17 protein-coding genes are annotated in these 19,196 nt (G+C 68.2%); 11 read left to right on the top strand and 6 right to left on the bottom strand.

Annotation, left to right across the window (positions count from 1 at the left end; translation table 11 throughout):
* Position 1: 1 nt before the first annotated feature.
* Positions 2–1,855: an ABC transporter substrate-binding protein gene (locus ABDW61_RS20410; protein WP_343641301.1), complete on the bottom strand. Its 1,854-nt coding sequence runs from the start codon at positions 1,853–1,855 to the stop codon at positions 2–4.
* 334 nt (positions 1,856–2,189) lie between these two features.
* Between ABDW61_RS20410 and ABDW61_RS20415 the strand changes: the two genes are divergently transcribed.
* The 11 genes from ABDW61_RS20415 to ABDW61_RS20465 all read left to right on the top strand — a co-directional run bounded on the left by ABDW61_RS20415 (position 2,190) and on the right by ABDW61_RS20465 (position 13,111).
* Positions 2,190–3,128 (top strand): ABC transporter permease, encoded by a 939-nt coding sequence (locus tag ABDW61_RS20415; RefSeq protein ID WP_343641302.1) that lies wholly within the window; start codon positions 2,190–2,192, stop codon positions 3,126–3,128.
* The gene (locus ABDW61_RS20420) at positions 3,125–4,177 is read left to right on the top strand and encodes an ABC transporter permease (RefSeq protein ID WP_343641304.1); all 1,053 of its coding nucleotides are present in this window, start codon (positions 3,125–3,127) and stop codon (positions 4,175–4,177) included. The genes ABDW61_RS20415 and ABDW61_RS20420 overlap by 4 nt, the downstream gene beginning before the upstream one ends.
* Positions 4,178–4,180: 3 nt before the next feature.
* The gene (locus ABDW61_RS20425) at positions 4,181–5,866 is read left to right on the top strand and encodes a dipeptide ABC transporter ATP-binding protein (RefSeq protein ID WP_343641307.1); all 1,686 of its coding nucleotides are present in this window, start codon (positions 4,181–4,183) and stop codon (positions 5,864–5,866) included.
* 96 nt (positions 5,867–5,962) lie between these two features.
* On the top strand, positions 5,963–7,060 hold the full coding sequence (locus ABDW61_RS20430; RefSeq protein ID WP_343641309.1) for a type IV toxin-antitoxin system AbiEi family antitoxin: 1,098 nt from the start codon (positions 5,963–5,965) through the stop codon (positions 7,058–7,060).
* Complete coding sequence (locus tag ABDW61_RS20435) at positions 7,048–7,920, top strand: nucleotidyl transferase AbiEii/AbiGii toxin family protein (RefSeq protein ID WP_343641311.1); 873 nt, start codon at positions 7,048–7,050, stop codon at positions 7,918–7,920. The genes ABDW61_RS20430 and ABDW61_RS20435 overlap by 13 nt, the downstream gene beginning before the upstream one ends.
* A 57-nt stretch (positions 7,921–7,977) precedes the next feature.
* On the top strand, positions 7,978–8,601 hold the full coding sequence (lptA, locus tag ABDW61_RS20440; RefSeq protein ID WP_343641313.1) for a lipopolysaccharide transport periplasmic protein LptA: 624 nt from the start codon (positions 7,978–7,980) through the stop codon (positions 8,599–8,601).
* The gene (gene lptB, locus ABDW61_RS20445) at positions 8,598–9,365 is read left to right on the top strand and encodes an LPS export ABC transporter ATP-binding protein (protein ID WP_343641314.1); all 768 of its coding nucleotides are present in this window, start codon (positions 8,598–8,600) and stop codon (positions 9,363–9,365) included. Before lptA ends, lptB begins: the two co-directional genes overlap by 4 nt.
* Before the next feature lie 14 nt (positions 9,366–9,379).
* Complete coding sequence (locus ABDW61_RS20450; protein ID WP_343641316.1) at positions 9,380–10,903, top strand: RNA polymerase factor sigma-54; 1,524 nt, start codon at positions 9,380–9,382, stop codon at positions 10,901–10,903.
* 282 nt (positions 10,904–11,185) lie between these two features.
* Positions 11,186–12,472, top strand: coding sequence for a THUMP domain-containing protein (locus ABDW61_RS20455; protein ID WP_343641318.1), 1,287 nt, complete (start codon positions 11,186–11,188; stop codon positions 12,470–12,472).
* A 69-nt stretch (positions 12,473–12,541) separates the two neighbouring features.
* Positions 12,542–12,796 carry a type II toxin-antitoxin system ParD family antitoxin gene (locus ABDW61_RS20460; protein WP_343641320.1) on the top strand — a complete coding sequence of 85 codons (255 nt, stop codon included), beginning with the start codon at positions 12,542–12,544 and terminating at the stop codon, positions 12,794–12,796.
* 9 nt (positions 12,797–12,805) lie between these two features.
* Positions 12,806–13,111, top strand: a complete 306-nt coding sequence (locus tag ABDW61_RS20465) for a type II toxin-antitoxin system RelE/ParE family toxin (RefSeq protein WP_343641322.1) — start codon at positions 12,806–12,808, stop codon at positions 13,109–13,111.
* A gap of 170 nt (positions 13,112–13,281) precedes the next feature.
* Here the strand turns inward: ABDW61_RS20465 and ABDW61_RS20470 are convergent, their stop codons facing one another.
* The 5 genes from ABDW61_RS20470 to ABDW61_RS20490 form a co-directional block, all read right to left on the bottom strand.
* A complete protein-coding gene (locus tag ABDW61_RS20470; RefSeq protein ID WP_343641323.1) occupies positions 13,282–14,025 on the bottom strand; it encodes a 16S rRNA (uracil(1498)-N(3))-methyltransferase in 744 nt (247 codons plus the stop codon).
* Between the two features lie 15 nt (positions 14,026–14,040).
* Complete coding sequence (locus ABDW61_RS20475) at positions 14,041–14,598, bottom strand: NAD(P)H-dependent oxidoreductase (protein WP_343641324.1); 558 nt, start codon at positions 14,596–14,598, stop codon at positions 14,041–14,043.
* A gap of 47 nt (positions 14,599–14,645) precedes the next feature.
* Positions 14,646–15,170, bottom strand: a complete 525-nt coding sequence (locus ABDW61_RS20480) for a hypothetical protein (protein ID WP_343641325.1) — start codon at positions 15,168–15,170, stop codon at positions 14,646–14,648.
* Between the two features lie 88 nt (positions 15,171–15,258).
* Positions 15,259–16,932 carry a long-chain-fatty-acid--CoA ligase gene (locus ABDW61_RS20485; RefSeq protein ID WP_343641327.1) on the bottom strand — a complete coding sequence of 558 codons (1,674 nt, stop codon included), beginning with the start codon at positions 16,930–16,932 and terminating at the stop codon, positions 15,259–15,261.
* Between the two features lie 128 nt (positions 16,933–17,060).
* Positions 17,061–19,136, bottom strand: coding sequence for an ATP-binding protein (locus ABDW61_RS20490; protein WP_343641360.1), 2,076 nt, complete (start codon positions 19,134–19,136; stop codon positions 17,061–17,063).
* Between the last annotated feature and the right edge of the window lie 60 nt (positions 19,137–19,196).

Below are 19,196 nucleotides of genomic sequence, written 5' to 3' on the forward strand. Positions count from 1 at the left end.
GTCAGTGCTTCTTGGCGTGGGCCTGGGCCAGCGCGTCGGTGTCGATGTCGACGTAGGAGTAGAAGTCGCGCTGGTACAGGTTCTTGTCGTAGCCCAGCACCCAGGGCTGGGTGATGTCGGTGTAGATGCGGTGCACCTCGACCTTGTAGGGCATGTAGGCCGTCAGCAGCCGCTGCGCGTCCTGCATCACCGCCACGCGCTCGGGGCCGTCGACCATCGAATGCTGCTTGCGATACAGCGCGTTGAATTCGGGCAGGTCGAAGCGGGCCTTGTTCGACTGGCCCCGGCTGCCGCCATAGGCCAGGCCCAGGAAGTTCTCGCCATCGGGGATGTCGGCGCTCCAGCCCATGTTCCACATCTGCAGCTTGCCGGCGTTGGCGGCCTTGAGGTTCTCGGGCCACTTGGCGATCTTGAACTTGATGCGGATGTTCAGCGCATTCATGTCCTTCTGCCACAGCTCCACGAGCTGCCGGTTGCGGCCATCGGGCTGGGTCGCGTACTCGAGCACCAGCGGGCTGCCGTCGGGCAGGTCGCGCCAGCCGTCGCCGTCCTTGTCGACGTAGCCGTACAGGTCCAGCAGCGCCTTGGCGCGGGCCGGGTCGTACTGGCTCATCTCGGTCTTGAAGGCCTTGTCATAGCCGGTCACGCCCGGCGAGATGATCCCCTGCGCCGGAATCGCCTGGCCCTTGCGGGGCAGCCGCACCTGGCGCTCGACGTCGACGCCCAGTGCGATCGCGCGGCGCAGCGCGATCTTCTCCGGCGTGTAGCCGCCCACGACCGGGTCCTCCATGTTGAAGTAGGAGGCCGAGATGTCGGCGCGCTCATAGCGCACCGCGCGCATGCCCTCCTTGGCGAGGTTGGGTGCGAGCTTGTTCTGCGGGATCGCCACCGGCGCGAAGTCCTCCGGCAGCTCGTCCATGAAGTCGAATTCCTTGCGCAGGAAGGCGAGCCAGCGCGGCTGCGCTTCCTCGATCACCGAGATCTCGACCCGGTCCACCATCGGCAGCTTGCGGCCCTGCAGCTTCTTCACCGCCTCGACCAGCGCGGCGGGGCGGTCGGGGCCGACCTCCTCGCGATAGCGCACGTCGCGGAAGTTGGGGTTCTTCTCCAGCACCATGCGCGACGAACGGCGCCACTCGGCCAGACGCCACGCGCCGGTGCCCACGGGGTGTTCCATGATGTGGTCGCCGTAGGCCTCGACGACCTCGCGCGCCATGAGGCCCAGCATCGGATCGGCGAAGTGGTAGAGGAAGCGTGGATCGCTGTTGGCGACGCGGATCTCGACCGTGTAGCGGTCCAGCGCGCGCACGCCGTCGACGGGGCGCGCGTAATCGAACGGCGTCTTGTTCTTCAACGCCTGGGCGCGCAGCTCGGACAGGCCCAGGATCTTGGCGCCCTCCAGGCGGTACAGGTGGCCGCTCTTGTTGCGCGGGTCGTAATGGCGCTTGACCGTGTAGACCAGGTCCTCGGCCACGAGCTCGCGCTTGCGGCCCTTGAAGGCCGGATCGTCGGCGAAGTAGATGCCCGGCTTGATGCGGAAGACGAAGCGCTTGTAGTCGTCGGAGACCTCGGGCATGCCGTCGGTGACGTTGGGCTCGAGCCGGTAGGGACGCCCCAGGAAGCTGTAGCGCAGCGGCGCGTCGAAGATCGCCGCGGTCACGTTGCGCGAGTACAGGTCGGTGACCTGCACCGGGTCGAAGCCGGTCTCGGCCTCGCGGATCGCGTAGCGCAGCACCTTGGGCGCGGGGGCGGCCGACTCGTCGGCGGCACGGGCGGTCGACGGGATCACCGTGAACATCGCCAGCGCCGCGAGGGATGCCGAAAGTAAGAGCGCCTGGGATTGTGTCCCGGCCATGCCGCGTCGCATCTGGAAGCCGTCCTTGAATTCGAAAGCGCGCCAGTCTAGTGGGCGCTGTCCGCGCCCGCCATGCCGGCAACCCGGAGCGCCGCGCGGCGCGCGCGGACCGGGGCGCATTGCGGAAGATTGCCCCTGATTCCCACGCATGCTTCATCAGTTTTCTCCGATGGATTCAGGGCAAATGCCGGTGCGGCCGGCAGGGGGGCTCACGTAGACTCGCGCGTGATTTTTCGACCCGCAGGCCCCGGCCGTCACAAGCGCCCGGGGTTTGCTTTTTCGGTCGCCGGGGTCGATCGCGATCCAGGCGGCGCTTGCATGGAGTCCCGCGGACATGGCGGCCTATCTCATCAGGCGCCTGTGGCAGATGGTCCCAACCTTGTTGGGCGTCGTGCTGCTGGTGTTCTTCCTCTTCAAATGGTTTGGCGGCGACCCCGCCGAAGTGCTGGGCGGCCTCAACGCCAGCCAGGACCAGATCGAAGCCATCCGCGAGCAGCTCGGCCTGAACAAGCCGGTGTGGGAGCAACTGCTGATCTTCCTGCAGCAGATCGTGACCTTCGACTGGGGCAAGAGCTGGGCGACCAACGAGTCGGTGGCCAACCTCTTCGCCACGCGCATGCCGGCCACGCTGACGGTGATGCTGCCGATCCTGGTGCTGGAGGTGATCCTGGCGATCCCCTTCGCGCTGGCCGTGGCCTACATGCGGGGCAGCCTGACAGACCGCGCGGTGATGATCCTGACGACGGTGGCGGTGTCGATCTCGCTGCTGGTCTACGTGATCGTGGCGCAGTACGTCTTCGCGTTCCGGCTGGGCTGGTTCCCGGTGCAGGGCTGGAGCGACTCGCTGTGGACCAACCTGACGACCTACGCGCCGCTGCCGGTGTTCGTCGCGGTGGCGGTGGCGCTGTCGCCGTACACGCGGCTGTACCGCACCTTCTTCCTCGACGAGATCGGCCACGAGTACGTCCGCACCGCGCGCGCCAAGGGCCTGACCGAGCGCACCATCCTGCTCAAGCATGTGCTGCGCAACGCGATGATCCCGATCATGACCAACATCTCGGTGGCGCTGCCCAGCGTGTTCGTGGGCTCGTTCCTGCTGGAGGTGTTCTTCTCGATCCCGGGCCTGGGCCGCGAGATCCTGCTGGCGGTGAACCGCAACGACTATCCGGTGATCCAGGCCTTCGCGATCTACATCGCGGCGCTGACCATGGTGGTGAACCTGGTCACCGACCTCCTCTACAAGCTGGTTGATCCGCGGGTGGTCCTCAAATGAGCGCTGTGTTGTCGAATCCCCCGGTGAGCGCGGCGCCGCGGCGCTCGCAGGGCGTGTGGGCCGCGTCGTGGCGGCGTCTGAAGGCGGACCGGCTCGGCATGTCGGCGATGGTGGTGGTGGCGCTGTCGCTGCTGCTGGTGATCGCCGCGGGCCTGGGCCTGGTGGCGCGCGACTGGCAGAAGGAGACCGGCGTGCCCAACGCGCCGCCGACCTTCGTGGGTCCCGCGCCGGCCGAGAGCGCCGGCGCCATCGCCCAGCCCAAGGGCCCCAACGTCGACCTGAGCGACATCGACCCGCTGGCCCCCAGGTACAAGGAGTGGGCCGAGAAGGCCAAGCAGTACAAGACCGACGAGGCGCCGCGCGCGCAGACGCTGCCCTTGGGCGGCGACCGCCTGGGCCGCGACGTGCTGGCCAAGGCGATCAAGGGCGCGGAGATCTCGATCATGGTCGGCGTGCTGGCCGCGCTGGTGGCCACGATCATCGGCACGGTGCTGGGCGCGCTGTCGGGCTTCTACGGCGGCAAGGTCGGCGACTTCCTGGAGTGGGTCTACAACGTCTTCACGGCGATGCCCAACATCCTGCTGATCTTCGCGTTCGCGGTGGTGTTCGGCCGCGGCGTGCTGCCGGTGGTGATGATCCTGGGCCTGGCCGGCTGGACCGGCATCTACCGCCTGGTGCGGGCCGAGTTCATGAAGCACTCGGTGCGCGAGTACGTGCGCAGCGCCGAGGCGATCGGCGCGAGCAAGGCCTCGCGCATGTTCAAGCACATCCTGCCCAATGTCTCGCACGTGGCGCTGGTGCAGCTGTCGCTGCACGTCGTGGGCTTCATCAAGAGCGAAGTCATCCTGTCCTACCTCGGGCTGGGCGTGAGCGTGGACCAGGTGTCCTGGGGCACGATGCTGGCCGAGGCCCAGAGCGAGCTGATCCTGGGCTACTGGTGGCAGCTGGCCGCGGTGACCGGTTTCATGGCGGTGTTCGTCACCGCGTTCGCCCTCTTCACGGATGCGCTGCGCGACGCGCTCGATCCGAAACTGCGCGGTCTGGAGTAAGCCATGCTGTTGAGCATTCAAGACCTGAAGGTCGCCTTCCGCATGGGCAGGACGGCTGGCGTGATGCAGCGCCAGCTGGCGGTCAAGGGCGTGAGCTTCGACATCCCGGAGAACGGCACCGTCGCGCTGGTGGGCGAGTCGGGCTCGGGCAAGAGCGTGACGGCGATGTCCATCCTCAACCTGCTGCCCGACAACGCCGAGCGCAGCGGCGCGATCCTGTTCCAGGGCCGCGACCTGCTCAAGACCTCGCTGCGCGAGCTGCAGGCGGTGCGCGGACGCGAGATCGCCTGCGTGTTCCAGGATCCGATGAGCTCGCTGAATCCGGTGTTCCCGGTCGCGGACCAGATCATGGAGCCGCTGATCAAGCACCTCGGGATGAGCCGGCGCCAGGCGCTGACGCGCGCCGAGGAGCTGCTCAATGAAGTCGGCATCCCCGATCCGAAGCGGCGTCTGCGCAGCTATCCGCACGAGATGTCCGGCGGTCAGCAGCAGCGCGTGATGATCGCGGTGGCGCTGGCCTGCAATCCCAAGCTGCTGATCGCCGACGAGCCGACCACCGCGCTGGACGTGACCATCCAGCGCCAGGTGATGGAGCTGCTGGCGCGGCTCAAGGACACGCACAAGATGAGCATGCTGTTCATCTCGCATGACCTGGGCGTGGTGGGCGAGATCGCCGATCAGGTCGTGGTCATGCGGCATGGCGAGATCCGCGAGCGGGCGCCCGTGGCCGACATCTTCCACCGCCCGCAGGACGCCTACACCAAGGCGCTGCTGGCCTGCCGGCCGTCGCTGACGGAGAACCCGGCGCGGCTGATGGTCATCGACGATCACATCGCCGGCCGCTCGGCGCAGGGCGCGGGCAAGGCCAAGGACCCGGCCGCGCCGGTGATCCTGCAGGCCAAGGGGCTGAAGAAGAGCTTCTTCTTCAAGTCGGGCCTGTTCAGCAAGACCGAGTTCAAGGCGGTCAAGGGCGTGGACTTCACGCTGCGCAAGGGCCACACGCTGGGCGTGGTGGGCGAGTCGGGCTCGGGCAAGACGACCATGGGCCTGACGCTGCTGCGCCTGCACGAGCCCACCGGCGGCGAGGTGCTCTTCGAGGGCCGCGACCTGCTGAAGATGTCGGGACCGGAGTGGCAGAAGATGCGCCGCCGCATCCAGGTGGTGTTCCAGAACCCGTACGCCTCGCTGAACCCGCGCTTCACGATCGCGCAGACGCTGCTCGAGCCGATGGAGATCCACGGCATCGGCCGGGACCATGACGAGCGGCTGGCCACGGCCAGTGCGCTGCTGAAGAAGGTCGGGCTGGACGAGTCGGCGCTGCACAAGTACCCGCACGAGTTCTCCGGCGGCCAGCGCCAGCGCATCGCGATCGCGCGCTGCCTGACGCTCAAGCCGGAGGTGCTGGTGCTGGACGAGGCGGTGTCGGCGCTGGACGTGTCGGTCCAGGCCCAGGTGCTGAACCTGCTCAAGGACCTGCAGGACGAATTCGGCCTGAGCTATATCTTCATCAGCCACGACCTGGCGGTGGTGAAGTTCATCTCCGACGAGGTCCTGGTGATGCAGCACGGCGACGTGGTCGAGCAGAACGACGCCCGCGCGCTGCTGGCCGCGCCGAAGGAGGAGTACACCCGGCGCCTGCTCGGCGCCGTGCCGCGTGGCTACCAGGGGCAGGAGGCGGCGGTCGCCTGAACACGAATAGGCTGCCGCAATTTCACTCTTTCGCCGCTTTTCAACCTATGCTGAAAGGCGGCCTTTGAGTGAAATTTCCCTTGACGTTTTCACCGAATGAGCTATTTTCAGCGGATGCTGAAAATGGGGAATTCGATGAAAATCGAACTTGAGGCTCCTCGCCTTCTCCGCGAGGCCTTGGCGGACGTGCCAGGCGTCGAGCGGGTGGACATCACCACGCCCGCTGAGTCCGAAGGGCTGTCGGCGGACCTGCTCTGTCGCCTGAGGTTTCACGGACGAGAGCACGTGCTGATGGGCGAGGTGAAGTCCAACGGACAACCGCGCCACGTGCAGACCGCGCTCTTCCAGCTGAAACGGCAAGCGCAGGCTCAGACAAAAGACGTCGTTCCGTTGATCTTCGCCCCCTATCTGTCGGAGGACGCTCGCGCGCTGTGCGTCGAAGGCGAGGTCGGCTACTTCGATCTGCAGGGGAACGCGCGGATCGCCTTCCCGGGTTTTTTCCTTTCGCGGACGACGGCCGGCAAACCGGTCGCCGAGCGACGGGAGCTGCGCTCACTGTTCAAGCCCAAGTCCGCAGCGGTACTGCGCCGCATGTTGCGAGAGCCGTCCCGCCCATGGCGGGTCGTCGAGCTCGCCACCGAGGCAGGCGTGAGCGTGGGGCACGTCAGCAATGTGAGAGGCAGTCTTCTGGATCGCGGATGGGCCGAGCTGGCGGACGACGGAATCTTTCTGACGCAACCGGACGGACTGCTCGATGCGTGGCGCGATGAATACGCGCCGCCGGCCGGAGAGCTTCTGAGCCGCTACACCACGCTTCACGGCGCCGGATTGGACGAAGCATTGAAGCGTCGTGCCAATGAGTTGCCCGCCGGCGGATTCGCGATCCTGTCGGCGTTCTCGGCCGCAAGGTGGATGGCACCCTATGCGCGCGTCGGTGTCCATTCGTTCTACGCCGACCGGCAAGGCGCAGATTGGCTGGCGCGAGCGATGGGACTGGTGGCCGCGGGCCGCGGTGCCAACGTCGAGATCCGGGTGGTCGAGGACACGGATCTCTTGCGAGACGCCATCGAACCAGCCCCTGGCATCCGTTGCACAAGTGTGGTTCAAACCTACCTGGACCTTCATGCAGCCGGTGAGCGCGGACGTGAGGCCGCCGAGCATCTTCGGCAGGAGAAGTTGCAATGGCGCAAATGACGATCGGCGAAGCGCAGTACGCAGAGGACTATGACCACCGCACCACTGCGGCGGTGAAATCGGTCCTGATCGAGATCGGACAAATCCTGGGAGATTTCAGGGGAAAGTACGCCATCGTTGGCGGCTCGGTGCCGTGGCTTCTTCTGGATCAGACCGGCGACATGCCCCACGTCGGAACCACGGATCTCGACTTGAGCCTTGATGCGGAAGCGCTCGGCGACGGCGAGTACGCAAGCCTCGTCGAGTCGCTGCTGGCGCACGGCTATGAACAGCGTCAGACGCTGCGACGATTCCAACTTGTCCGGTACGTCTCTTCACATGACGGGAACCCGCCGATTCCGGTCATCGTCGATTTCCTGATGCCGCGAGAGGCCGTGTTCATCAGGAATGTGCCGCCGCTGATCGACAACTTCGCCGTGCAGCGCGCCAGTGGAGCCGGGCTCGCGCTTCGATTCCACGAGCCCGTGGCCGTCGAGGGCACGATGCCGGATGGCGGCCGCAATCGCGTGGACATCGCGGTTTGCTCCATTCCCGCGTTCCTCGCGATGAAGGGGCATGCGATCCAGAATCGCTACAAGCAGAAGGATGCTTACGACATCTATTACTGCGTGCGCAATTATCCGGGCGAGGCCGTCGCGCTCGCCCAAGCCTGCCAGCCTCTGCTTGAGCACAAGGAAGCGTTGGCGGGCTTCACCTTCATTGCGGACAAGTTCGATTGTCTCGACGGCTTCGGACCGACCTGCGTGCGCAACTTCGTCAACGAGACCCGGATGATGGACGGCCGCACGCCGGATCAATGGCAGCAGGACGCCTTCGGGCAGGTCGATGCATTCTTGCGGGCGCTGGGCTTGCGAACCTGAGCGGCTTCGTTGCGTGGCTAGAATGGCTCGCAAGTTTTGTGCCGTCAGGATTCCTCCATGCCGCTTCGTCGTCCTCTTCTGCTGTGCAGTGTCCTCGCGCTGGGCATGCTCGCCCCCCTGGCGCAGGCAGCCAAGGATGACCGCGCGAAGCCGCTGAACCTGGTCTTCGACCGGGAAGGCGCCATCGACAAGGTCAAGCAGCGCTCCGAGTTCAACGGCAACGTCATCCTGACCAAGGGCTCCATGGAACTGCGCGCCGAGCGCATGGACGTCCAGGAGACCAGCGACGGCTACTACCAGGCCTACGCCAATGGCGCCTCGGGCAAGCAGGTGCACTTCCGCCAGGACCGCGACACCCCGGGCGAGCGCATCGAGGGCCGTGCCGACCAGATCGAATACGACACCCGCACCGAAATGATCCGGCTCGTCGGCAACGCCGAAGCCCGCGTGATGCAGGGCGACCAGCTCAAGCAGTCGCTGTCCGGCGCGACGCTGAACTACGACAACCGCACCGAGCGCCTGGTGGTCGAGACCGGCGCCAACTCGCCGCACCCGAGCGGCCGCGGCCGCGTCGTGCTGATGCCGCGCAACGCCGCCAGCGAGCCGCCGCCCGCCAGCAGCGCGCCGCTGCCGCTGCGCCCCAGCCTCAACCTGGCGCCGCGCCAGTCCCCGCAGCAATGAGCGAAGCCCGCATGAACACCTCCCGGAGCCGCCTGCAGGCCTGGGGGCTGCAGAAGTCCTATGGCGTGCGCAAGGTGGTCAAGGACGTCCACCTCGACCTGCACAGCGGCGAGGTCATCGGCCTGCTCGGCCCCAACGGCGCCGGCAAGACGACCAGCTTCTACATGATCGTCGGCCTGGTGCGCGCCGATGCCGGCGAGATCCAGATCGACGGCCAGCCGGTGCAGAACCTGCCGATCCATCAGCGCTCGCGGCTGGGGCTGAGCTATCTGCCGCAGGAGGCGTCGATCTTCCGCAAGCTCAACGTCGAGGAGAACATCCGCGCCGTGCTGGAGCTGCAGCTCGACGAAAAGGGCAAGGCCTGGCCGTCGGCGCGCATCGACGCGGAGCTGGACAAGCTGCTCAACGAGCTGTCGATCGAGAAGCTGCGCGACACGCCGGCGCCGGCGCTGTCCGGCGGCGAGCGCCGCCGCGTCGAGATCGCGCGCGCGCTGGCGACGCAGCCGCGCTTCATCCTGCTGGACGAGCCCTTCGCGGGCGTGGACCCGATCGCGGTGCTGGAGATCCAGCGCATCATCCGCTTCCTGAAGCAGCGTGGCATCGGCGTGCTGATCACCGACCACAACGTGCGCGAGACGCTGGGCATCTGCGACCGCGCCTACATCATCAGCGAGGGGGCGGTGCTCGCCGAAGGCACGCCCCAGCACATCGTCGAACATCAGGATGTGCGCCGGGTCTATCTCGGCGAGCACTTCAAGATGTAAGGGCGGGAGCCGACATGAGGCCGACGCTACAGGTTCGCCTGTCCCAGCATCTCGCGCTGACGCCTCAGCTGCAGCAGTCCATCCGTCTGCTGCAGCTGTCGACGCTGGAACTCCACCAGGAGGTGGAGCAGATGCTCGCCAGCAATCCGCTGCTGGAGGCGGACGAGGAATTCGACGCGCCGCTGCCGACCGCGACGCAGGAACGCCTGACCGAGCGCGAGGAGCGCGAGGAACGCGTCGCGCAAACCGAGTCGGAGTCCGGCGCCGCCGACGCGCCCGCCGGCGAGGAGATGCGCGCCGAGGAGTTCGGCACGACCGAGCGCGACGACTGGGAGAACGGCACCGAGGGCGACGACTTCGACGGCATCCGCGAGACGCCGGGCAGCAGCCCGGCGGCCTCGGGCGACGATGACGAGCGGCCCGAGAGCGAGGCCCCCTCCGAGTCGCTGCAGGACGTGCTGCGCGCGCAGATCCCGGGCATGAACCTGAGCGCGGTGGACCGCGCGGCGCTGCTGGCGCTGATCGAATCGCTGAACGACGACGGCTATCTCGAGGACCCGCTCGAGGAACTGGCCGCCGCGATCCTGGGCGAGGACGCGGATCCGGAGCAGCGCGAGGAGCTGCTCGACCGCTTCAAGGTCGCGCTGAAGTGGCTGCAGTCGATGGAGCCGGCCGGGGTGGGCGCGCGCGACCTGGGCGAATGCCTGGAGCTGCAGCTGCGGGCGCTGCGGCGCTCGCCGGAGCAGGCGCTGGCGATCGTCGTGTGCCGGCGCCACCTGGACCTGCTGGCCAAGCGCGACTGGCGGCGGCTGATGTCGCTGACCGGTGCCGACGAGGAGCTGCTGCGCGAGGCGCAGGCGCTGATCGCGCATCTGGAGCCCAAGCCGGGGCGGCGCTACGCGCAGAGCGAGAACCGGCCGGTCGTGCCCGACGTGATCGTGCAGAAGGCGGGGCGCAACTTCCGCGTGTCGATCAATCCGGACGTGCTGCCCAAGCTGCGCATCAACGAGCTCTACGCGCAGGCGCTGCGGGCCACGCGCGGCGGGGTCAGCAATTCGCCGCTGGGCGGGCAGCTGCAGGAGGCGCGCTGGTTCATCAAGAACATCCAGCAGCGCTTCGACACCATCCTGCGGGTCAGCGAGGCGATCGTGGAGCGCCAGCGCGGCTTCTTCACGCATGGTGAGCTGGCGATGAAGCCGCTGGTGCTGCGGGAGATCGCGGACGAGCTGGGGCTGCATGAGTCGACGATCTCGCGGGTGACGACGGCGAAGTACATGGCGACGCCGTGGGGCACCTTCGAGCTGAAGTACTTCTTCGGCTCCAGCCTGTCGACCGAGGCGGGCGGGAATGCGTCGAGCACGGCGGTGCGGGCGCTGATCAAGCAGTTCATCGCGGCGGAGGACACGGCCAGCCCGCTGTCGGACAGCCAGCTGTCGACGATGCTCGGCGAGCAGGGCATCACGGTGGCGCGGCGCACCGTCGCGAAATACCGCGAGGCGCTCAAGCTCGCGCCAGCGAACCTGCGCAAGGCGCGCTGAGGGCTTCCGTACTTCGACCGCCGCTGGCCCTCTCCCCTGCCCTCTCCCGCAAGCGGGCGAGGGAGTTCATGCGGGATCTAGGGATCTAGGGATCGAGGGATCGAGGGATGTAGGGATGTAGAGCGCGGTGTTGGCATGAACTCCCTCGCCCCCCGCGAGGGGGAGAGGGCAGGGGAGAGGGGGCGGTCCGCCGGGCAGCAGCCCCGACTGCATGTCGGTGGGACAATCCGCCGCTTGATCCTCCCCGGGCGCCGCGGCGCCCGCTTGCTCAAGCTGCCCACGATGTCCGAGTCTGCCTATTACCTGTTCCTGCCCTGCGCCGCTGGCGTTGAAGACTGGCTGGAGGACGAGGTGCGCAGCCTGCTGTCCCCGTCCGAATGCCTGCAGGGCCCGAAGGCCTTCCGCGGCGGCGTGGGCCTGTACGGCACGATGGACGCGGTGATGCGGCTGAACCTGCACAGCCGCCTGGCCCAGCGCGTCCTGATCGAGGTCGCCCGGGAGGAATACCGCCACGAGGACGACATCTACGCCATCGCCCGCACGGTGGACTGGACGCGCTGGATCACGCCGCGCCAGACGCTGCGCGTGGACACCACGGCGCAGCGCTCGCCGCTGCGCAGCCTGAACTTCGCGACGCTGCGCGTGAAGGACGCCGTCTGCGACCTGCTGCGCGAGGACACCGGCGAGCGCCCGAGCGTCGACACGCGCTGGCCTGACCTGCCGCTCCAGCTGCACCTCACCGAGGACCTGGCGACCGTCTACGTCGACAGCTCCGGCGAGCCGCTGTTCAAGCGCGGCTGGCGCGAGGACAAGGGCGATGCGCCGCTGAAGGAGACGCTGGCCGCGGCGATGCTGGCCGCGGCGGGCTGGAAGGGCGCTCGCGATCAGGGCGGCGCGCTGCACGACCCCTGCTGCGGCTCCGGCACCATCCCGGTCGAGGCGGCGACCATCGCCTGCAACATCGCGCCGGGGATCCAGCGGCGCTTCGCGTTCGAGAAGCTCAAGCCCTTCCAGCCGCTGCTGCCCGCCTGGCGCGCGATGAAGGAAGCGGCCCGCGCCGCCGAGCGCGCGCCCGAGGTGCCGATCTTCGCCAGCGACGTGTCGTTCCGGATGGTCGACTTCGCGCGCCGCAACGCCGAGCGCGCGGGTGTGGCGCAGTTCATCCAGTTCAACGGCGGCGACGCGCTGGAGCGTCCGGCCCCCAAGCTCCCTGATGACATGCCCGGCACGCTGATGCTGAACCCGCCCTACGGCGAGCGCATCGAGGTGCGCGGCAAGGCCGGCGCGCACCGCGCCGATGGCGGCGCGCTGTCCGAGGAGCGCGACGCTGGCGACGACTTCTTCCCGCGCCTGTCCGCGCACTGGAAGCGCGCCTACACGCAGCACGAGGCCGGATGGACCGCCTGGCTGCTGTGTCCCGAGATGAAGCTGCCCAGCAAGATGCGCCTGAAGGAGTCGCGCCGCATCCCCATGTGGAACGGCCCGATCGAATGCCGGCTGTTCAAGTTCGATCTGGTCGCCGGCTCGGCGCGCAAGCAGAACCCCGGGAACGCTGACTCCGACGAATAACTTCGGCGGGTGGGGGCCTCCTTGTGGGGGATGGGGTCACCCCCTACGATGCGATTTCTTTCCGAGGGAATGACCGAGATGATTCACGCCGAACTTGGACCCGACCTGGAGGCCATCGTGCTGAATCTGATCGAGAGCGGAAAGTATTCGTCGCGCGCGCAGGTGCTGCGCGACAGCGAGGAGTTGAAGGACTGGCGGGAGGCGCAACTGCGCGCTTTCGATGCCTCCATCGAGCGCGGCCTCGCGGAGATCAAGGCTGGCGGAGGCGTGCCCGCTGAAGACGCCTTCGAGCGTCTGTTCAAGAAGTACCCGGATCTTCGTTGACCGGTACGCATGCAAGTCCGCCTCTTGACTGAGGCGTCGGCAGATCTAGAGGACATTTCGACCTACATCCGCAGGAGCAGCCCAGCGCGGGCCCGCAGCTTCATTCACGAGTTGCTGGGGAAGATCCGTGGACTGTCTTCCATGGCGGAGTGCTTTCGCGTGATTCCGCGCTACGCCGCAAGCGGGTTGCGCAGGCGCACCCACAAGCCGTATCAGATCTTCTACATCGCCGATGTCGCACAGGGTGTCGTTCACGTCGTGCGCGTCCTGCACACGTCCCGCGATACCGCCCCTTTACTTCTTCACTTCGAATGAGGTCGCCATCGTGACCGACATGAATTCAAGCCATCGCGCGGTCCTGTTGCGCGCCTTCAATGAATCGGTTGACCGAGCGGTCGCAGACCTGCGCGCTGGTCGGGGCATCCCGCTCGACGAAGCATTCGCCACGTTGCGAGCGGAATTTCCTCACCTGAGGCGGGAGGGAATCAATGCAGTTCGCTCAACGCCAGCCACCCCAGCACCGCCAGCGGCGCCGTATCCGCCCGCAGGATCCGCGGACCCAGCTTCGCGGCGTTGAAGCCGCGTGCGCGGGCCGATTGCTCCTCGGCCTCGCTGAGGCCGCCTTCCGGGCCGCTGAGGACCACGATGCGTCCCGCATCGCCCGCCTCACTCGCTTTGGGCGCCAACGCCGACAGCGGCTGTGCGGCCACCGGGCTCAGCAGCCAGCGCTGCTCTTGGGCATCAGCAGGCAACTCGGCCAGCCACTGCGCCAGCGTCTTCACCGCCGCGACCTGCAGCGGCCTGGAACGTCCGCATTGCTCGGCCGCCGCGATCGCGACACCCTGCCAGTGCGCCCGCTTCTTCTCCGCGCGGTCTCCCGTCAGCCGCAGCACCGAGCGCTCGCTCATCAGCGGCTGGATCGCCACCGCGCCCAGCTCGCAGGCCTTCTCGACGATGCCGTCCATCCGGTCGTTCGCCGGCATCACGACCGCCAGCGTCACCGCGCGCCGCAGCTCCCGATCGACCGCCTGCCGCGACTTCAGCGCGACTCGCACCTCGCTGCGGCCCATCGCGGTGACCGCCGCGGTCCATTCGTCGCCGCTGCCGTCGAACAGCGTGACCTCATCGCCGGGCTGCAGCCGCAGCACCTGGACATGGCGCGCCGCGCCAGGCGGCAGCGCCAGTTCAGCCTCGAGCCCCGCCGCCGTGAGCGGCTGCTCGACAAACAACCTCGCCGCCAAGCCTCACCCCTTGAGCGTCTTCACCCAGCCGGCGAACGCCGTCATCACCTTGCCCAGGAAGGCTTCGGTCTCCGGCTTCGCCAGGCTGCCGTCCTCCTTGAACATGTCGGAGGCGCCGCCCAGATAGACCTCCGGCGAGGGCAGCAGCGGCGCGTTCAGGCAGGCCAGCACCTGGCGCAGGTGGTGGTGGGCGCCGAAGCCGCCCAGCGCGCCCGGCGACAGCGTGATCACCGCCGCGGGCTTGCCGTCGAAGGCGTTCTGCCCGTACGGCCGCGACCCCACGTCCAGCGCGTTCTTCAGCACGCCGGGGATCGAGCGGTTGTATTCCGGGCTCACGAACATCACCGCGTCCGCCGCCTTGATGGCCTTGCGGAACTCGACCCAGGCCGCCGGCGGCTCGGCCGCGTCGTCGTCGTTGTAGAAGGGCAGCTGGCCGATCTCGACGATCTCCAGGCTCAGCTCGGGCGGTGCCAGCTTGGCCAGCGCGAGGGCCAGCTTGCGGTTGAACGAGGCCTTGCGCAGGCTGCCGACCAGCACCGCGACACGATAAGAGGTGGACATGTGAAAGCTCCCAACAAGAAAACGACCGCCTCGGGCGGCGGTCCGGTTCAGTTGAAGCCCAGTGTCGCACGCAGCTCGTGCGCCGCGGCGTCGCCCTTGGTGGCGCGCACCCGGTCGATGATGTCCAGCGCCAGCGTCTGCAGCTGGGCCATGTCGGCGCATTGCTCGACCTCAAGCGCCAGCTTGTAGCCCTTGAGCAGCCCCTGCTGCTTGGCGAAGTTGTTCAGCGCGGTGTACAGCTGCGTGTAGTCGAGCGAGGAACTCGGCGCCCCCGCCAGCCGCGACGGCGCCGGCCGCGAGGCCGAGCCTCCCGCGCGCGTCGCCGGCCCCGGCACGGAGCCGCTCATCGGCATCGACGCCGGCGCGCCCGCAGTGACCTTCACCAGCCGGTGCTGCACCAGCAGTTCCAGATCCCCCGGCGCGGCGCCCTGCACCATCGCCAGCCATTCCCCGCCGGTCTTGCTGGCGTCGATCACCAGCAGGAGATTGCGAGCCACCCGCGCCTGCACCAGCGCGCGTGACTTGATCTCCGACCTCCCGGCCTCGGTCTTCTCGTAACGTTCTTCGAGCACGGTCTTGTCTCCTCTCCCAGGAGGGCGAACTGTAGGCCGTGACGGGCGCGTTACGCCCGCGAGCATTCCCCGAAACTGCTACCGACTGCTACTTTTTGTCACGCAGTTCACGCCGCAGCACCTTGCCCACCGGGGTCTTGGGCAGTTCGGTGCGGAACTCGATGATGCGCGGACGCTTGTAGCCGGTCAGGTTGGCCTCGCAGAAGGCCTTCACGTCGGCCTCGGTCAGCGCGGGGTTGCGCCGTACGATCACGACCTTGACGGTCTCGCCGGCCTTCTCGTCGGGCACGCCGACGGCGGCGCATTCCAGCACGCCCGGCATCTGCGTCAGCACGTCCTCGATCTCGTTCGGATAGACGTTGAAGCCGCTCACCAGGATCATGTCCTTCTTGCGGTCGACGATGCGGAAGAAGCCGCGTTCGTCCACCGTGCCGATGTCACCGGTGCGGAAGAAGCCGTCGGCGGTCATGACCTTGGCGGTCTCGTCCGGACGCTGCCAGTAGCCCGCCATCACCTGCGGGCCGCGGATCGCGATCTCGCCGGCGCCGCCGGCCGGGACTTCGTTGCCGTCGTCGTCCAGCAGCTGGACCTCGGTGCCGGGCAGCGGCAGGCCGATCGAGCCGGTGTAGGCCGTGCTGTCGGTCGGGTTGCAGCAGGCCACCGGCGAGGTCTCGGACAGGCCGTAGCCCTCGACGATCGGGCAGCCGGTCTTCTCCAGCCACAGCCGCGCCGTGGCCTGCTGCACCGCCATGCCGCCGCCCACCGAGATCACCAGCCCGCTCCAGTCCACCGTGTTGAACTGCGCGTGGTTGGCCATCGCCATGAAGAGCGTGTTGACCGCCGGGAAGCTGTGGATCTTGTGGTGGCTGAGTTCCTTGAACACCGCCGGCAAGTCACGCGGATTGGGGATCAGCACGTTGCAGCCGCCCACCCGCATCGACAGCATCAGGTTGGTGGTGAATCCGAAGATGTGATACAGCGGCAGCGCGCAGACGCTCATCAGCTGCTCGCCGGCGGGGATCTTCTTCAGCGCCGGCTGGTACCAGGCCTCGCACTGCAGCGTGTTGGCCACCAGGTTGCGATGCAGCAGCACCGCGCCCTTGGAGACGCCGGTCGTGCCGCCGGTGTACTGCAGCACCGCCAGGTCGTTGGGGCCGACGGACGGCCGCGTGTAGGTCTGGCCGCGGCCCTTGGCCAGCGCGTCGTTGAAGCGCACCGCCGAGGGCAGCTCGAAAGCCGGCACCAGCTTCTTGACCTTGCGCACCACGTAGTTGACGACCATGCCCTTGACGAAGCCGAGCATGTCGCCCATCGCGGCGAGCACCACGTGCCTGGTCGGCACATGCGCCATCACCTGCTGCAGCGTGGCGGCGAAGTTCTCGACGATGACGATCGCCTTGGCGCCCGCGTCCTTGAGCTGGTGCTCCAGCTCGCGCGGCGTGTACAGCGGGTTGACGTTGACGGCGACGAAGCCGGCGCGCAGCACCGCGGCCACGGCCACCGGATATTGCGGCACGTTGGGCATCATGATCGCGACGCGATCGCCCTTCTCCAGACCCAGGCCTTGCAGGTACGCGGCCAGCGCGCGCGAGGCCTCGTCGATCTGCGCGAAGCTGATCGTGCGGCCCAGCATCTTGTAGGCGGGACGCTCCGGAAACTGCTTGAACGCCGCTTCCATCAGCTCGACCAGCGAGGGATAGACATCCGCATCGATCGCGGCGGGAACGCCCGCCGGATAGTGCTTCAGCCAGTTCTTCTCCATTGTTCTGTCTCCAAGGTACGGCGCGGATTCTCGCCGATCGACATGGGCGCCCCATCAGGGGATTCGATAGAACGCACAAAGTGGAGAGATGACTCCAGAACGCCCCCGGAAGGGGGGGAAGTCGCGTGTCATGGGGTCACGCGCAGCGGCAATCGCAGCAGCAGTTCGGTGCCGCCCTCCAGCGGGGCTTCCTCGGGCGCGCGCCATTCGATGTCCGCCTGGATGCGCTCGGCGCGGCGCCGCATGCCGCGCAGGCCGTTGCCATGACGCAGGTCGGCCGCCAGCCCGCGGCCGTTGTCGACGATGGACAGCAACACCTGGCCCCGCGCCTCGTCGACGCGCGTGGCGAAGCGCACCCGCGTGGCGCCGGCGTGGTGGATCACGTTGCTGAGCGCTTCCTGCACGATGCGGATCAGCTCGCGGCCGCCGGTGCCGCGCAGTGTCGGCAGCAGGGGCACGTCGGAGAGCTGCCAATCGAGATCGAGCCCGGCATCGTGCAATCGCGGCGCCATGCGGTGGCGCAGGTTGGCCAGCAGCAGCGTCAGGTCGCCATCGGTGACGGCGAGCGCGTCGACGGTCAGACGCATCTCGCGGATGCAATCGTCCAGCTGCGACACCATCGAGGACGAAGGCACGCCGCGCTCGGCGCACAGGCGCGCGGTGACCAGCTGCGAGCCCAGGCCATCGTGCATCTCCTGCAGCAGGCGCTCGCGTTCCTGCGCGGCGCTGCGCTGGCGTTCGCTGTCCTGCAGGTCCTCCCAGCGGTCCTGCAGCTCGCGGGTGCGCTCGTCCAGCGCCTGCTGCAGCCGCACGCGGGCCAGCGCCTCCTCGCGCAGCGATCCGACGAAGCGCCGCTGCAGCGCGACGCCGGCGATCGCGATGAGCACCGCATGGCCGATGACATTGATGTCGACGACGCTCATCTGGCGCGACATCACCAGCGCGAAGGCGCTCACGTAGAGCCAGACCCAGGCCGACAGCGCGACCGCGCAGGCGCCGGCCAGATGGGCGCGGCGGCCGGAGGCCAGCGCGGCGCGCGCCGCGAGCGCGGCTGCGGCGGCCAGCACGGCGAGCCGGCTCCCGAGCGCCCACCAGGGCCAGGGATGGTGGAAATCGGTCCAGCTCCAGCCCAGCACGGCGGCCGCGCCGTCGATGACGATGCCCAGGCCGAGATACGCCGCGGCCATCCGTTCCGCCCAGCCCGCCGCCAGACCGGACAGCCGCGCCACGAGGAACAGCAGCAGCGCCTTCGAGAGCACGTCCGCCACGTCGAGCGCCACGCGCCACCAGGGCGCGGGGAACAGCGCGCCATTGAGCAGATAGGGAGACAGCAGCAGCGCGGTACACAGGCAGAAGACGCCGGTGACGCCGTAAAGCCATTCCTGGCGCAGCGCCAGCCAGACCATCAGCATGAAGGTGCCGATGACCAGGCCCGCCAGCGCGGTCGTCACGCGCGCCACCTGCCAGAAGCGGCGTCCTTCCTGCAACGCGCGGATCTGCGCCGCCGGTCCGAGCAGCGGCGCGGACAGCCCCGCGCCCTCGAAGCCGGGGCGCGCCAGACGCAGGCTCAGCCGATGGTCGCCGGCGGGCAGCAACGCCGGCGGGATGCTGACCTGCAGCCGCCGGCCCGCCAGCAGCAGGCCGCGCTGCGCGAGGTCGTCCTCGTCCTCGGACACATAGCCGACGCCCGGGCCGGAGGTCGCGATCAGCTGGCCATCGAGGTAGACGGTCGCCGCGGGCCGGTGCTGGATGACGAGCCAGTACGGCACCCGCGCCGGCGCCTCGAGCCGGAAGTCGAGCGCGAACCAGAGCGGTCCCGGCGCGTCGGTGTCGTGGATCTGGACCGGCAGCGCCACGACGTGACCGGGCGCGAGCGACACGCTGGGCGTCGTCGGCGCCGTCGCCGGCATCGGTGTCGGCGTCGTGGTCGGCTCCAGCGGACGGGACACGAGGGCCGAGGCGGCAGGGGCCGGCGCGGCCGGGTCCAGCAAGGCGCCGCGCACCTGCGCGGGATCGAACGCGTCGCCCGGAAGCAGCCGCGCCTCGGCCAGCCGCAGCACCTGCGGCGGCATCGCGGTGCCGTACTGCTGCGAGAACAGATGCACGCCGCCCAGCAGCAGCAGCGGCAGCGCGACCAGCAGCGCGAGCCGGCGCATCACCGCCGCCGAACTGGCCGGTGGCGCCGCCATCGTGCGAGAGAACACCGCCAAAGTTGCCCTCCCCGGCATCGCGCCGACACCATCGCCACAAGGAAGCACCGGCCC

The sequence above is a fragment of the Roseateles sp. genome (assembly GCF_039595595.1).
Lineage (GTDB): Bacteria > Pseudomonadota > Gammaproteobacteria > Burkholderiales > Burkholderiaceae_C > Roseateles.

What these genes read in the sequence shown, in the direction of transcription:
- lptA (WP_343641313.1), top strand. Translation starts at nt 7,978, where the DNA reads ATGCCGCTTCGTCGTCCTCTTCTGCTGTGCAGTGTCCTCGCGCTGGGC.
- ABDW61_RS20435 (WP_343641311.1), top strand. Translation starts at nt 7,048, where the DNA reads ATGGCGCAAATGACGATCGGCGAAGCGCAGTACGCAGAGGACTATGAC.
- ABDW61_RS20410 (WP_343641301.1), bottom strand. Translation starts at nt 1,855, where the DNA reads ATGGCCGGGACACAATCCCAGGCGCTCTTACTTTCGGCATCCCTCGCG.
- ABDW61_RS20420 (WP_343641304.1), top strand. Translation starts at nt 3,125, where the DNA reads ATGAGCGCTGTGTTGTCGAATCCCCCGGTGAGCGCGGCGCCGCGGCGC.
- ABDW61_RS20430 (WP_343641309.1), top strand. Translation starts at nt 5,963, where the DNA reads ATGAGCTATTTTCAGCGGATGCTGAAAATGGGGAATTCGATGAAAATC.
- ABDW61_RS20460 (WP_343641320.1), top strand. Translation starts at nt 12,542, where the DNA reads ATGACCGAGATGATTCACGCCGAACTTGGACCCGACCTGGAGGCCATC.
- ABDW61_RS20475 (WP_343641324.1), bottom strand. Translation starts at nt 14,598, where the DNA reads ATGTCCACCTCTTATCGTGTCGCGGTGCTGGTCGGCAGCCTGCGCAAG.
- lptB (WP_343641314.1), top strand. Translation starts at nt 8,598, where the DNA reads ATGAGCGAAGCCCGCATGAACACCTCCCGGAGCCGCCTGCAGGCCTGG.
- ABDW61_RS20455 (WP_343641318.1), top strand. Translation starts at nt 11,186, where the DNA reads ATGTCCGAGTCTGCCTATTACCTGTTCCTGCCCTGCGCCGCTGGCGTT.
- ABDW61_RS20465 (WP_343641322.1), top strand. Translation starts at nt 12,806, where the DNA reads ATGCAAGTCCGCCTCTTGACTGAGGCGTCGGCAGATCTAGAGGACATT.
- ABDW61_RS20415 (WP_343641302.1), top strand. Translation starts at nt 2,190, where the DNA reads ATGGCGGCCTATCTCATCAGGCGCCTGTGGCAGATGGTCCCAACCTTG.
- ABDW61_RS20485 (WP_343641327.1), bottom strand. Translation starts at nt 16,932, where the DNA reads ATGGAGAAGAACTGGCTGAAGCACTATCCGGCGGGCGTTCCCGCCGCG.
- ABDW61_RS20450 (WP_343641316.1), top strand. Translation starts at nt 9,380, where the DNA reads ATGAGGCCGACGCTACAGGTTCGCCTGTCCCAGCATCTCGCGCTGACG.
- ABDW61_RS20425 (WP_343641307.1), top strand. Translation starts at nt 4,181, where the DNA reads ATGCTGTTGAGCATTCAAGACCTGAAGGTCGCCTTCCGCATGGGCAGG.